23 protein-coding genes are annotated in these 12,554 nt (G+C 57.5%); 21 read left to right on the top strand and 2 right to left on the bottom strand.

Features of this window, described 5'->3' with window-relative positions:
* Positions 1–21: 21 nt before the first annotated feature.
* Positions 22–369, bottom strand: a complete 348-nt coding sequence (locus JIF53_RS16985) for a hypothetical protein (protein WP_199453525.1) — start codon at positions 367–369, stop codon at positions 22–24.
* 184 nt (positions 370–553) lie between these two features.
* Here JIF53_RS16985 and JIF53_RS16980 point away from each other — a divergent pair, with 184 nt between their 5' ends.
* From JIF53_RS16980 to JIF53_RS16880, 21 genes are all read left to right on the top strand, one after another.
* On the top strand, positions 554–901 hold the full coding sequence (locus JIF53_RS16980; RefSeq protein ID WP_199453523.1) for a hypothetical protein: 348 nt from the start codon (positions 554–556) through the stop codon (positions 899–901).
* Positions 902–972: 71 nt separating this feature from the next.
* A complete protein-coding gene (locus JIF53_RS16975) occupies positions 973–1,263 on the top strand; it encodes a hypothetical protein (protein ID WP_199453521.1) in 291 nt (96 codons plus the stop codon).
* Positions 1,260–1,832 (top strand): hypothetical protein, encoded by a 573-nt coding sequence (locus JIF53_RS16970; protein WP_199453519.1) that lies wholly within the window; start codon positions 1,260–1,262, stop codon positions 1,830–1,832. The genes JIF53_RS16975 and JIF53_RS16970 overlap by 4 nt, the downstream gene beginning before the upstream one ends.
* A 269-nt stretch (positions 1,833–2,101) precedes the next feature.
* Positions 2,102–3,616 (top strand): hypothetical protein, encoded by a 1,515-nt coding sequence (locus tag JIF53_RS16965; RefSeq protein ID WP_199453517.1) that lies wholly within the window; start codon positions 2,102–2,104, stop codon positions 3,614–3,616.
* Positions 3,617–3,672: 56 nt separating this feature from the next.
* Complete coding sequence (locus tag JIF53_RS16960; protein WP_199453515.1) at positions 3,673–3,858, top strand: hypothetical protein; 186 nt, start codon at positions 3,673–3,675, stop codon at positions 3,856–3,858.
* Positions 3,825–4,196: a hypothetical protein gene (locus JIF53_RS16955; RefSeq protein WP_199453513.1), complete on the top strand. Its 372-nt coding sequence runs from the start codon at positions 3,825–3,827 to the stop codon at positions 4,194–4,196. Before JIF53_RS16960 ends, JIF53_RS16955 begins: the two co-directional genes overlap by 34 nt.
* A gap of 12 nt (positions 4,197–4,208) precedes the next feature.
* The gene (locus tag JIF53_RS16950; protein ID WP_199453511.1) at positions 4,209–4,661 is read left to right on the top strand and encodes a hypothetical protein; all 453 of its coding nucleotides are present in this window, start codon (positions 4,209–4,211) and stop codon (positions 4,659–4,661) included.
* Positions 4,630–5,265 carry an ATP-binding protein gene (locus JIF53_RS16945; protein ID WP_199453509.1) on the top strand — a complete coding sequence of 212 codons (636 nt, stop codon included), beginning with the start codon at positions 4,630–4,632 and terminating at the stop codon, positions 5,263–5,265. Before JIF53_RS16950 ends, JIF53_RS16945 begins: the two co-directional genes overlap by 32 nt.
* A 114-nt stretch (positions 5,266–5,379) precedes the next feature.
* Positions 5,380–5,529: a hypothetical protein gene (locus tag JIF53_RS16940; RefSeq protein WP_199453507.1), complete on the top strand. Its 150-nt coding sequence runs from the start codon at positions 5,380–5,382 to the stop codon at positions 5,527–5,529.
* A 4-nt stretch (positions 5,530–5,533) separates the two neighbouring features.
* The gene (locus JIF53_RS16935; RefSeq protein WP_199453505.1) at positions 5,534–6,397 is read left to right on the top strand and encodes a major capsid protein P2; all 864 of its coding nucleotides are present in this window, start codon (positions 5,534–5,536) and stop codon (positions 6,395–6,397) included.
* A gap of 9 nt (positions 6,398–6,406) precedes the next feature.
* Positions 6,407–6,799: a hypothetical protein gene (locus JIF53_RS16930; protein WP_199453503.1), complete on the top strand. Its 393-nt coding sequence runs from the start codon at positions 6,407–6,409 to the stop codon at positions 6,797–6,799.
* A 2-nt stretch (positions 6,800–6,801) separates the two neighbouring features.
* Positions 6,802–7,170: a hypothetical protein gene (locus JIF53_RS16925; protein ID WP_199453501.1), complete on the top strand. Its 369-nt coding sequence runs from the start codon at positions 6,802–6,804 to the stop codon at positions 7,168–7,170.
* Between the two features lie 2 nt (positions 7,171–7,172).
* Positions 7,173–7,382: a hypothetical protein gene (locus JIF53_RS16920; RefSeq protein ID WP_199453499.1), complete on the top strand. Its 210-nt coding sequence runs from the start codon at positions 7,173–7,175 to the stop codon at positions 7,380–7,382.
* On the top strand, positions 7,375–7,797 hold the full coding sequence (locus JIF53_RS16915; protein WP_199453497.1) for a hypothetical protein: 423 nt from the start codon (positions 7,375–7,377) through the stop codon (positions 7,795–7,797). The genes JIF53_RS16920 and JIF53_RS16915 overlap by 8 nt, the downstream gene beginning before the upstream one ends.
* Positions 7,797–8,375, top strand: coding sequence for a hypothetical protein (locus JIF53_RS16910; protein WP_199453495.1), 579 nt, complete (start codon positions 7,797–7,799; stop codon positions 8,373–8,375). The genes JIF53_RS16915 and JIF53_RS16910 overlap by 1 nt, the downstream gene beginning before the upstream one ends.
* The gene (locus JIF53_RS16905; RefSeq protein WP_199453493.1) at positions 8,376–10,247 is read left to right on the top strand and encodes a hypothetical protein; all 1,872 of its coding nucleotides are present in this window, start codon (positions 8,376–8,378) and stop codon (positions 10,245–10,247) included.
* Between the two features lie 58 nt (positions 10,248–10,305).
* Positions 10,306–10,770, top strand: coding sequence for a hypothetical protein (locus JIF53_RS16900; protein ID WP_199453492.1), 465 nt, complete (start codon positions 10,306–10,308; stop codon positions 10,768–10,770).
* The gene (locus tag JIF53_RS16895; RefSeq protein WP_199453490.1) at positions 10,767–11,015 is read left to right on the top strand and encodes a hypothetical protein; all 249 of its coding nucleotides are present in this window, start codon (positions 10,767–10,769) and stop codon (positions 11,013–11,015) included. Before JIF53_RS16900 ends, JIF53_RS16895 begins: the two co-directional genes overlap by 4 nt.
* The gene (locus JIF53_RS16890; protein WP_199453488.1) at positions 11,015–11,242 is read left to right on the top strand and encodes a hypothetical protein; all 228 of its coding nucleotides are present in this window, start codon (positions 11,015–11,017) and stop codon (positions 11,240–11,242) included. The genes JIF53_RS16895 and JIF53_RS16890 overlap by 1 nt, the downstream gene beginning before the upstream one ends.
* Position 11,243: 1 nt before the next feature.
* A complete protein-coding gene (locus tag JIF53_RS16885) occupies positions 11,244–11,495 on the top strand; it encodes a hypothetical protein (protein ID WP_199453486.1) in 252 nt (83 codons plus the stop codon).
* A complete protein-coding gene (locus JIF53_RS16880) occupies positions 11,492–11,860 on the top strand; it encodes a hypothetical protein (protein WP_199453484.1) in 369 nt (122 codons plus the stop codon). Before JIF53_RS16885 ends, JIF53_RS16880 begins: the two co-directional genes overlap by 4 nt.
* Positions 11,861–11,867: 7 nt before the next feature.
* Here the strand turns inward: JIF53_RS16880 and JIF53_RS16875 are convergent, their stop codons facing one another.
* Positions 11,868–12,332, bottom strand: coding sequence for a DUF3653 domain-containing protein (locus JIF53_RS16875; protein WP_199453482.1), 465 nt, complete (start codon positions 12,330–12,332; stop codon positions 11,868–11,870).
* Positions 12,333–12,554: the final 222 nt, after the last annotated feature.

The raw sequence follows: 12,554 nt of genomic DNA, 5'->3' as shown, positions 1-12,554 counted from the left end.
TGCGCATAATGTATAGATGGTTCAGACCGGCAAAACACCGAAAAACCCCACCACGAAAAACGCCAGGAAGCCAACAGCCGCGCGGGTTTCCGCCGTGTCGAGTTCAGCCAAAATACGGGTAAGAATTTGTCGCCTTTTTGGCGATCTGCAACGGGTAAGCTCGGCGCGGATTAACCAAGGGCGGGGGTCAACCCCAAGACAATCGCAGGCAATCAGGATGGTGTCTGTGGACATTTCCGATGTGCCGTCAGCAATCTTGTATATCGCTGCGTCCGTGACACCCAAAATGTGGTGTAGTGCATATAGCGAACACCCATTATGTTGTGCCTGAAGCATTGTCAAGAGTTCTTGCGATGGTGTTTTCTTCATTTTTTCGCCCTGGGCGACTATTTCATCAAGTGTAGTACCCAACCGCTGTTGAATAAATAACCAACCGCTCTTGTGTACCCTACTGCGGTTGGGTACCTTTTCTCTCGTCGGTTCCCCTGAACCAGCCCGGGTAGCTCCCGGGCAAACCTTTCAGGGGATATCAAAGCCAACGAGGGGAAACACGATGAAGACCGCAGTAATGATCAATCAGGACTACCAGGGGCCAACCCGGAACCCACACGGGGAAGCCCTGGCACGACTCACCCGCCAATTTGCCAACGTCAAAGGCCCGGAACAGGTGCGCAAATGCCTGCAAGCCTGGGGGCTGGCCGACGAAATCAGCGCACGTCAGGCGCGGTTCTGGCAGGAATCCACCACCAAAGAAAAAACAATCTTCTGTGATATGGCCGAAGTGTCGCCCGTTTACCGGCTGTACCAGTGGGCGGACATTCCAGAGCGCCAGCGCGGGCTGTTGTGGCGGGCGGTAGTTGACGCGACCCAGTGGGGCGAACGACTACGGGGCCGGTTTTGAAACAAGCCGCTGTATTTCTATGCCTCTTTGTGGGCGTGCTTCTTGAACAACATTTGTGGGATGAAACGATCATGGAATCACCAAACGAATTGACCGTTACCGATTTTGAACTGGCCGAAGAAGGCTTTTCTGTGGTGCTGACGAATGCCATCGAGGATCAGCGGGCCACGGTGGAATTTCTGACGGCTGAGTGCGATGCCGTGGGAAGGGTGCGGCTTGAGTATCAGGCCGATGGTCTAGAGAGTGCGGCGGGGTGGTTGGATGAAAGGTTGGGGCCGCTGAAAGAAATGCAGTTCCGTGCCATGCGGGTGTTGGGCCTGCTGGAAGCCGCCAGGGAGCGGGAAGCGGGGCAACTGGCATGATCGCCGTTCTATTTGCCAGGTCGGACAGCATCTACAAGGGTATACCGGGGTGCGATGTGTTCGATATTGACCGGGACGCGCTCACGTTCTCCGGAGGAATGCCGGTTATTGCGCACCCCCCGTGCAGATCGTGGGGGCGGCTGGCGCACATGGCAAAGCCCCGACCTGGTGAGCGAGAGTTGGCGCCCTGGGCGGTTGACCAGATTAGAAAATGGGGCGGTGTGCTCGAGCATCCAGTTACCTCCAGGTTATGGAAAGAAAAACCGCTGCCTGGCCCAGGGGAGCGGGATCAGTTCGGCGGGTTTTCAATCGTAGTGCCTCAATATTGGTTTGGTCATCGCTGCGAAAAAATGACAAGCCTTTACATCTGTGGGATTGAGCCTTCAGAGCTTCCTGAAATCGGGTTCAAATTGGGTGAACCCGAATACGTAATCATGAAAAGCAGAAATAACCACCACCGGAAAAAGGTTGTGGACAAACCAGAGCGGGAGAAAACCCCGGAAGCGTTTGCACATTTTCTAATTGATATAGCCAGCCAATGCAGGCCGCAGGAGGTAAGGGCGGCGTGATCGACAACGCATACACCGCACCAATAAATCTTGACCGGGCGAACCGCGAGGCGTCCCGGTTTTTTTCTATGTCTGACGAATACGCCGAGCGTATCAGGCAGGCCGGGCGGAGCGCCCGAAGGGCCGAAGCCCATAGGCTAGTCAAGGCGGCGAAAAGTCCGACAGACCGGTTTCCAGGCATAACAGGGGCATATTTCAACCGGGCCGCACCGAAACTGAAACCCGCCTTGGTGGAATTACCAGAGCCGAAACCCCACACGGCGCAAGACTTGAAGCAGCCCGGTACCTGGGCGGTAGTGGAAAAGCGGGATTGGTGCGGGGAGTGGCGGTTGCGCATGGAAACCCGACCCGGTTCAGACCACAAAATACCGGAGAACAGCGGTGATCGGATAACCGCCATGCTGTCTGAGCGGGGCGCGAAAAAAATCAGTGAATCCTGCTATTGGTTGGCCTGCAAGCGCGGCGGTTATACCACGTTCGCGACGCTCACCCTGTCCGAAGAAGCCCGGCGAAACCTGCAACGCAAGGTATTGAAACAGACCGGCAACCAGAGCCCGGACGGGTTCACCACGATAAAGCCGGAAATCGAAGCCCCGAAACCGAAACAGCGCCCGTTGGCGCCATTATTCGACGGCGAAAACCAGCACGCCGAAGCCAACCAGGCCGCAACCGTGGCAGCGGAATACACCCCGCTTTTTCGCAATCCGAAAACGGCAGACGGCGACCGGGAAACCTTGCGGCCATACACCCCGCTTCAACCTGAGTGGGTTCTATCGGTTCAGAAAGAAGCGTCTCGCTTCTTCGAAGCAGCCGGGAAAATGTATCAACGCGGGTGGCAGTACAAAGACGAAAACGGGGAAACCGTCAAGGTTCCAGGATCCAGCAAGTGCATACCGGCAAAACGCACGGCCACCACCGAAGGAAACCCGGTTACATGGCTCGAAGATGGGCCATACACCCCGATAAAGTTTAAGCGCGAACCCCTGGACTACCTGTGGGTGGCTGAGAACCCAGACCGGGTGGACGAGGACACCGGCGAATACCTGGGCGAGAACCCACACATACACTTAATGATGCGCTGGCGTGTACCTTACCGGCATTTTCAGGCATGGGCGGAACGGCTCGAAAAGCTCTGGGGCCATGGTTTCGCCCACCTGGAAAAGATCAAAGACCCGCAGAAAGCGGGCGCATACGTGGCGAAAGCCGCGGGCTATCTAACCAAGGGCCAGGGCAAGGCAGATCAGGGGGAAATCCGGGGCAACCGATACGGAATCAGCAAGCGGGCCAGGGCGCCGGGCTGGATTGAGTGCGAACGCCATCAGGTGGGCCTGATCGGCTGGCTGTTGGCAGAAGCCCATGAAATCTGGAACAACCGCCACGGCGAGAAAATCCAGCGCCGGGAAAAACTCAAGCGGGAACTGGAAGCGGTAAACGATGGGCCACGGCGGCAAAAAATCGGGGCGCTGTTGGAAGGCGTGCGGAAGGAAATCGAACCGCTACCGAGAATCAGCAAATACGCGGCGCTGTTCAAAAGCCAGGAACAGAAAAGCCGGTTTTTCGAGTGGGCCAGCCGGAAGGGCTGGACACCAGAGCCGCAGGAATCACTGTGGCTGACCCTATGGCGGCGGGAGCAATGGCAACGCCGGAACGGCACCCGCCTGAATGCAGGGCCGGAGGCGTGGGGCGCATGGTTTGCCCTGGCCGATTCCGGCGCGGTGGAGTGTGATAACGATGCAGATTTTCAAGGAATACACCTGCAAGAGCTGCAAGCGGCGGGTTTATGAGCAGTGGTGCGGCAGCGAAGGGCGCTGCAGCAAATGCAATGAAACGGAGCACAGTTATGACAGAAGCGGAATTGTACGGAAGGGCAAAGCAACTAAGGCAGACAGTCGATAGCGCCGGGTATCCGGCACTAATGCCGAAAGTAGCAAAAGAGGCAATCAAGGAAGCGGCGGCGCTGATTGAGGAATTGGCCACACGGGAGGCGAAACGATGCCGAGAGCAAAAGACAACAGAAAAGCAGTAGGCACGGAACACTGCAGCGAGTGCGGCACCCTGGCCAGGTTCTACCAGGTACAGAAGGGAAACCGCACCGGTTACCTGTACCGGCGTTGTGAGTGCGGGGCAGATCAGCGCACCGGGGCCGGGGTTCAAGTCAAGTGGCTGGAATCCATGCAGCGCACTGGGGAAACCATGATTCCGCACCCACTGGAACAGGTACGGGAACCTGAGCCGGAGCCAGAACCGAAAACGGCTGAACCCCTTGATAACAGCGAGGGGGAACCAGAACCGGAAAGCAAAAAAACGGGCCTGATTGGCCTGTTCATCCTGGGCACCGCTGCGGCGGTGGCATTACTGACCTAAAAGGTACAAACCATGACCGAAGCAGCAGAGAAAATCGAACACGAAGGCGAAACCCTGGACGATCTGGAACAGGAGTGGCAAGCGGAACAGGCCGAAGCCGAAGCCATTGAAAACGAGCCGACGGCAGAAGAACGCCGGAAGGCCGAAGAACTGGCAAAGAAAATGAACGCCGGGTTTCTGTGGCTGGTGAACCGTACCCAATGCCCACACGTGGAAATCGACAAGATTGTTGACCGGGCCAAGGGCGATGAAGCCTTTGAACCGCTGGCCGAAAAATGGGGCGGTGAGGTGCCGGCGTGGGTACAGCAGTTCAGCCCGTACATCGGTGCCGGGGTTTACATGGCAACCACCATCATCACAGCCCGCCAGGTAGAGCGCCAGATTCTGGAAGAGGCGGAGCGGCAACAGAAGCAGGCAAGGGAGGCGGGGCAGCATGGCGAAGAACCCGGACACGGAGCGGAGTAACCGCCACTGCTTTGTAGCGGCCAAAACCGGGGGCGGGAAATCCCAACTGATGCGCAATGAACTGATACCCAAAACCGGTATCAGGGCGCTGTTTTGGGACGTGGACACCGACCACAAGTGCACCCGGTTCAGTGACCGGGGCGCATTCCTTCGGGCGCTGAAATCGGCAGACGCATCAGGAAAGCCGTTCCGCATCGGGTGGAGTGGCGAGGATAACCCGGAGACCTTTGAATGGTTTTGCCGGGCGGCATGGGCGGTGCTGGACGGTTCCCGGGAAACGTGGATTGTGTGCGAAGAAATGGCAGATCTGGGCATGGGCCAGAAAATGCCGGATTTCTTCCGAAAGCTCATGGTACGGGGCCGGAAGTATGGCGCCATCGTGATCACCACAACCCAGCGTTGCCAGGAAGTACCGAAGGCGCTGATCACTCAGCCAGCTAATAGGTACATTGGCCTGCACGAAGATCAGGACGCCCGCTATCTGGAGCGCGCCACGGGCCTGAAAGCCGCCGAAATCGAAGCATTGAAGCCGCTAACCTTTTGGCACAAGGGGCCGGAGGGAACGCAGAAAATCAGCACAAAATACCGAAAATTCACCCCATGAAAGATTCCCGAACCTAATTAGGTTCGGGCGTTTTATTCCGTTTGGTTATTCCGGCAATTCTGGTTGCACGCGAGCAGCAACAGCGAACGACAACCAGCAGAGGGCGCGAGCCAAATGGAAAAGATTAAAACCTGGTTTAACCAGAACGTGGACAAAAAGCAGATGACCACGCTGATTGTCACCGGCATTGTCGTCGGTGGCACGGTGTACGCAGCCCGTAAAGCGGGTTTCGGTACTGTGGCAACTGTAGTGAAGGGGGGCTGATCTCATGAGCTCCCAAAAAATCACAACCAAACTCCCGAATCCAGAAGGCGTGGCCGCAGGCGGCACAGCTACCTTCCGTATTCCAGTCGGCAAGCGTATTCACGAGCTGCAACTGGTGTTCAAGTACAACGCCAGCACGCAGAACGTGAGCCACTTTGATGAAATCCGAATCTACGCCAATGGCCAGGTAATCCAGCGGTTCAGCGGAACCGAGCGGGACGTAATCAACCAGTTTGAGGGCCGCGAAGCAGCCAGCGCAAAAGGCGTGTTGAAACTGCCGTTTGACCGTAAAGGCATGATTACCCTGCCGGGCCGTGAAACCACCGCGATTAACACCGGTGTAGCAGACGCGAACGGCATCAAGATCAGTTCAATGTATATGGAAATTGACCTGGCCAGCGGTGTGACCATTGCCGCCGATGATCTCAAGCTGTACGCGCTGCAATCAGACGCCGTAGCCGGTGGCCCCGGAACCATCCCGTTCATTCGCCGTGAGCAGCGAAACCCGGCGGGCGCGGATTCCGATTTCCAGATTGCAGACCTGATCAACCCGGGCGTGAATGCCCCGGATAAGGTGGCGCTGAACCGGATTACGTTCATCCCATCCGCCGGAACCATCTCCAACCTGAAGATCGACCGGAACCAATACAACATCTTTGACCGCACGGACGGCCTGAACCGTTCCATGCAGAAAGATGGGATCCGGGTTCCCCAGGCCGGTTATTACATGATCGACCCGACCGAACGCGGCATTTCTGGCGAAGTCATTAACCTGATGGGCACCACCGATTTCCGTTATCGGCTGAATGTCTCCCAGGCCATGACGCTCACCTGTCTGTCGGAGTACCTGGGCGTTCTGACCGGCTAAGGGGGCGCTATGGAACTGACAGGATTCATCACCACCGGCCTTGAGTCCCTGGGGCTCAATGGCTCGGAGGTGAAGCCGATTAACCAGGGGGAGAAGGTCAAGGTGCAAGGCAGCCAAACGGAATCAAAAACCAACCTGTGGGGCATCTTTGACGGTCTGGGCGAAACATTGGGCGAAGGCGCTAACGACCTGTTAGCGGCCACCTTCGACCGGTACGCACAGAAAACCCGTGGTGGCCCTGAAACCAGTCCCGACACAACCGGTGACCCAACAGACAATCCGGGCTCGGCAGTGATTCCAGAATCCCAGCGCAATCAGCCGGGATTCCTTCAGCGGTATCAGTCGGAATTGATTGTGGCAGGGGTGCTGTTGGGTGGCTTCCTGGTACTGCGGAGGCGGTAACGGTGAAGGTCGAGGCGGTGCCGGTAGGTTGGACGGACGACATGGACGACCGCCTACGGATAAGCGCCGGGGATGATCTCGAAATCATCCGGCGCGAAGTCCGAACCGGCATTGCACAACTGTGGCAGTGCGAGAAAGACGGCCAGCCGGAAGCGTGGGTGGTCACCCGCGTGGATGGAACCGAACAGGACGGTTACGAGTGGGTGATCGTGCTGGGTGAGGGCCGGGGCTTCTTCGACTACATGCCGTTGTTTGTGAGCCACGCCAGGGCCAAAGGGTTACCGATTCGCACGCACGTTAAACGCCGGGGCCTTATCCGCATGTGGGAACGCCTGGGGCTTTCACTCGATCATTACGTTTTACGGGGTTAGGTATGTCAATTCCCGGCATTTCAACCGGAGGCGGAAGCCTTCAAAACCAGAACAGCAGCGCGGCAGAAAGCGGCGACATTCTCGGCGGTTCAAAAAGCTTCAGTTTTGCCGGGCCGAATGTCGTGAAGGGGCTGGATACACAACAGTTGGCCATTTGGGCGGCGGTAGGTGTCGCGGCTTTCCTGATTTACAAGGGGGTGAAACGTGGGTAGTTCTTCACGCTCCAAAACCAGCAGTACCGAATCCAGCCAAACGCTAGCGGATAACCGAGTTGTCGACGGCGACAACGCCATCATCGGCGGCAACATCACCCTATCGAACACCGGCAGCGGTTCCGGCCAGTTCAACGTCACCACCACCGATTTCGGGGCGCTGGATGCAGCTAGCGAAATCGCCGGGCAATCGTTCAAGTTCAGCGACCGGGCGCTAACCAGCGTGGATAACTCCGTGGAAGCGGTGCGCACCATCGCCGGGGATGCCGGGGCCACGATCAGCGGGGCGCTGGCCAAAGTGACCGACTTTGCAGCCAGCCAGCAACCCGACCAGAAAGAAGCAAAAACCCTGCAACTGATCGTCATTGCCGTGGCCGTCGTTGGGGCGGTATACGTGTACCGAGGGGGCCGATAATGAGCAAACCGTTCAGAACCTACCCGCTGCAACTGCAAGCCGGGCAGGAAATCCAGTTTGGGGCCGAAGGCACCTTTTACGCGGTGGCGGCGGCGGATAGCCCGTTCACGATCACCTTTGACGAATCCAACCGAATCAGCGGCGCGGAGCAGGGCACCGGGGGCGAGTTCCCGGAGGTGTTCAGTAGCGTCAAAGTGAAAAGCCCAACGGCACAAACCGTGGTTTTGGTGATGGGGTATGGCCGATACCACGACAACCGGGCCACGGCAAATATCACCGTAAACACCACGGTCGAACCAGCCAACAAGATCACGCCACTGGCTGAGGTGACGGTGCCAGCCGGTGGAAGTGCCCAACTGGCGGCAGCGGACGCAACCCGTAAGGAGTTGCGGGTGGGTATCAAGTCAGATCAGCCGGGCGGGGTGTACCTGGGGGATGCGACAGTCGGGGCGGCGGCACCAGGCGGTTACCTGGAAGAAGGCGGCACCGATTACGTCACCACCGAAAGCGCAGTGTATGCCTATAACGCGGGCACCTCAGATGTGGTGGTTCATGTGGTCAGCCTGGAGCGTGTGTAAATGAGTAGGGCAAAAGGGCAAAGCGTAGCGGTACTAAAAAAGCGGGTGGCGCTGGCCTTTGATAGCGTTGCCGAGATGCGCCAGGACATGGGGTTGAAGATCGGTCAGACGGTGGAGACCAAGGGGTATCTGTCGAGCGGCGACGGCGGCGGCAACCAATACGAAATCGTACCAGGTTCGACCGGTGTAGAGGATGCAGGCAGCATCATTGATCTGGATAACGGTCTGCAGGCAAAGGGGCTGTTTCCAAATGGCGTGAATGTGCGCCAGTTCGGTGGCGTAGGCGCAAACAACATAGCGCCAGCAATCTCGGCGGCATTGGCTTATGGCAATTTCTGTTCTGTGCTTGAAGACGATTATGTGTTTTCGGGCGAGGTGGCTATACCGTCGAACTGCCTGATTTTGCTTTATAACCCAAGAATCACCATGACCCTGGACGGCGAAAACGCCAGGGGGTTCCACTTCGCGGACGGCACCGAAAACAGTGTGATTTCGGGTTCAGCAAAAATTGTGGCGGGCTGTTCGTTGCTCGGTGCTGATGGGTTCCGAAATGCGGTGTTCAGTTGGGGGGCGGATTACTACGTGGCGGGCAGTCCACAAGGGGTGTTCAACTGCGATGTGTACGGGGAAAAAATCGAAGTAGAGTGCCAGGGGCCTGAAAATATCAAGGTGGTGGGAATTGCGTCCTATGTCGATGGGGCGCATATCAAGGGAGTGCGGGCCACGGGGCAAAGTAACTTCGGGTTCGTGGCGCACTGGGGCGGGCGAGGCAGTCACGATGTGCTGACTGATGCAACCTGGCATCCCACCAATATCGTGTTTGAGGATTGCGAAGGGTATCGGTCTGCGGCTGGTAGTTGGCTGCGTTCGTTTACCTTCTCGGCGTGTGGCCGGTGTGAATTGAGGAATTGCCGGTCAGACTCGGAAACTATCAGTTTTAACCTGTTTGTTGGGGATTATGGGTTCACCTACGCGCAAAATCTGAGCGTGGAAGATCAGTACCAATACAAGCTGACCGGATGCCGGGCAAAGGGGCCGGGGGCGGTAATATCGGCAGACTGCGAGTCCGCAAACCTGAATGGTTCGCCAACGTGGTTGGGGGCAGATCATAAAGCCCGTGTCGATATTGATGGGCTTTTTCTGGACGGCACCGAAACGGATACCGGGTTGCATTTTGGTATCACCGGGCTCGATGTGTGGGACGCAAGAAATGTTGAAGTCTATGACCCGAATGCAACCCGCAGTCGTGAATGGTTCTACCCACAGAACTGCAACACGGTAAGGATGCAGGCCGATGTGCTGCACCAGAACCGGGCGCGTGTCAGAAGCACGGCAAAAGCGGTGTTGAATCTGGATTACCGGCAAGTGGTGCCTACCCCGGACGCAACCAGTTACGCGGTGGCAATGGAAGGTGTCGGACAGCTAACGGTTAAAGGGAAGCTGCGGGATGTGCGGTTCGGCGTGGTGACCATTGGCGGCTCTGGGGAAAACGGGCGGCTGATCGTCGGGGCGGATTTTGAAAACATCGGATTTGCCTGTGTCGACAGTGATGCGACGTTCACCATGATCAACGGCGGTCATGGTGTGAATCTGGGTACCACGACGACCACGGCAAATATCTACCTTTACATAATCAGGTCGGTTGGCGGCTTTATGGTGTCCGGGCTGGATATTGAATCATCTGAAGCTAGGTACATTGTCTATGTCGATAACGTGGCAGCGAATGGGGCAGTGTTCGGCAATTTCTTTGGTGATTTGAACGCGGCGGCTGTGAATGCGGCGGCGGTATTCAAGGACACCGCTGCAAACGTGTATGTAGACCCGAATACCAACGTGATTGCCGGGGATGTGCCGTTGCTGGTGAATCCGTAACAGGGGAGGCATCAAATTGAACGGGGTTTTATTGGGTGCAATAGGAGTAGCCATATACATGATCACCAAAACGGCCACCCGGCCAGACTTGCGCCACTTCAAGCCGTCAGAATTCGGACTCTGGTGGCCACTGATGAACGCCGACCTGCTGCTGAAGCTCGACGCCTTCCGAGAGGCCTGGGGCGCACCGGTACTGATCAGTCCGGCCAGCGGCGGCATTGGCCGCCACCAGGGCAGCGAAGGCAAAAGCCAGCACAACGTCGACAAGTGGGGCGAAGTGCGGGCCATTGACGTATTCCCGATGATCGAAATCAGCCCCGGCCAGTACCGGTACATGACCAACGAAGCCGACCGGCAGCGGGCGCTGAACATCGCCCGGCAAGTCGGGTTCACCGGCATTGGCCTGTACACCGATACGCAGCCGGGCAACATGCTGCATGTGGATAACCGGGACGGCAATCGCGTGGCCACCTGGAGCCGGGTAGCGGGCGAGTATCGCGGCATCAATGAGGTACTGGTATGAACACCTGGACACCAAAGACAACCCTGATCGTCGCGGGCGTCGCCGTCGCGGGCCTGTGGTACGTGAAAAGCAAGGCCACCGAAACCGTAAAGGAAGTCGGGCAGGCCGTGAACCCGGTGAACCCGGACAACGTGTTTAATCGGGGAGCCCAGGCAATTTGGGATCAGTTCACCGATGGCAAAGGCACCATCGGCACAGATATCTATGACTGGATACACGGCAGCGACGAACTGAAGGGCGAGTAATGACCAAAGTACAGTTCGGTACCGAGTTCATCCCCCTGGCCGTGGTTGGTTTCATCGTCGGGGCCGGGCTCGGGTTCGCCTGGGGCAAAAAGGCGAAATCCAACATCGGCAAGGCGGTGACGACAGACGTTGACGGCGGCGTGGTCACGGTGCAGGTCGACACCGTCAAGGCTGCGCGGGCGGGCCTGTCCGATGGTATCAACAGCATACTGAACGCGGTGTACTGACATGGCCGGTGAAGCAATCTCAGTAGTGGAATTGGTCGGGGCCATGATCGGCAGCGGCGCATTGACGGGCGGGCTCACCCTGGCCGGGCTGAAAGTCGAAATCAGGTATCTGCGGGAAGCCGACAAGCGCCAGCAGGCCGAAAACGAACAGATGAGGCTGCGTGTCGACACCCTGGAAAAAGACCAGATCAAAGTGCATGGCATGGCGCTGCGGGCACACGAACGCATTGACCAGATTGCGGGGGCGCGATGATACAGGCCATTCCAATTATCGGTGATCTGATCGGCCTGGGCTCGGAATGGCTCAAGGGCAAGCAGAAGCAGGCCCAGGCCAAAGCCGAAGCCCAGGCGCAGGTATTGGTAAACAGCGCCAACGACCGGGGCGAATGGGAAAAGCTACAGGCGCAAGCAAGCGCCCATAGCTGGAAAGACGAGTATTGGACAATCGTGCTATCCGTGCCCGCCATCATGTGTTTTTTCCCCGAAGGCGTGGATGTGGCCAAGGCGGGCTTTGCCGCCCTGGACACCATGCCGGAGTATTACCGGTATTTTCTCGGGGTGGCCATCACGGCCAGTTTCGGGATAAAGGGCTTTCGCACCTGGAAGGCGGGCAAGTAGCCGGGCATCACGCCCGGTTTTTTTTCGCCTTCGGGAACGTCAACAGATTATTGGCGGCTTGCTCCTGAATCTGGGCCCGCAGCGTTTGCACCTGCACACGCAGGGCCGCGTTTTCCCGTTGCAGCTCCGCCCGTAGCGCCTTTTCCAGTGACCACCACGCCAGTTCACCCGGCATAAAGCTGTAACCGTTCGGAGCCACCAGGCGCCCGGTATCCGGCAACATGCGCCAGCCTTCCCAACCTTGCCACGGGAACAGACCCCCGGCGCGAATTTCCATGAGTTGCTGCACCTGGGGCGAGGGGGTTTTGGTGCCGTTAATCCAGTGATAAACCGTTTTCACCGACACGCCAGCGAGGCGGGCGGCATCCTCCGGGCGCAGTTGAACCCACGAATCACCCACCCGAAGCCGAAACCAACGGGATTTTTTGCGCCCGCGGTTAGATTTTTTTCTCTTTTCGGTGGGCGTTTTCATAACGATAAATTCTGAAAAACGATGCATTTTTGTTCAGTTCCGTTGTCGATCGACCCCGGCCACTCCGGGGCCGTGAGCGGCGTTTTTAGAACTGAACAGCGGGAAAGGTAATTGCCGTTATGAATGAAAGTAGTAAAAAAGAGTAAAATAAGGCGACAGATTGACCGGACGCAAGCCCAGCACGCCCCCTGCGCAGTTATCCACAAGTGCGCATAATGTATA

Origin of the sequence: Marinobacter sp. bablab_jr008 (assembly GCF_016464145.1) — a bacterium.
In the GTDB taxonomy this organism is placed as follows: domain Bacteria; phylum Pseudomonadota; class Gammaproteobacteria; order Pseudomonadales; family Oleiphilaceae; genus Marinobacter; species Marinobacter nauticus.
This window is presented reverse-complemented; position numbering and strand designations above follow the sequence as displayed.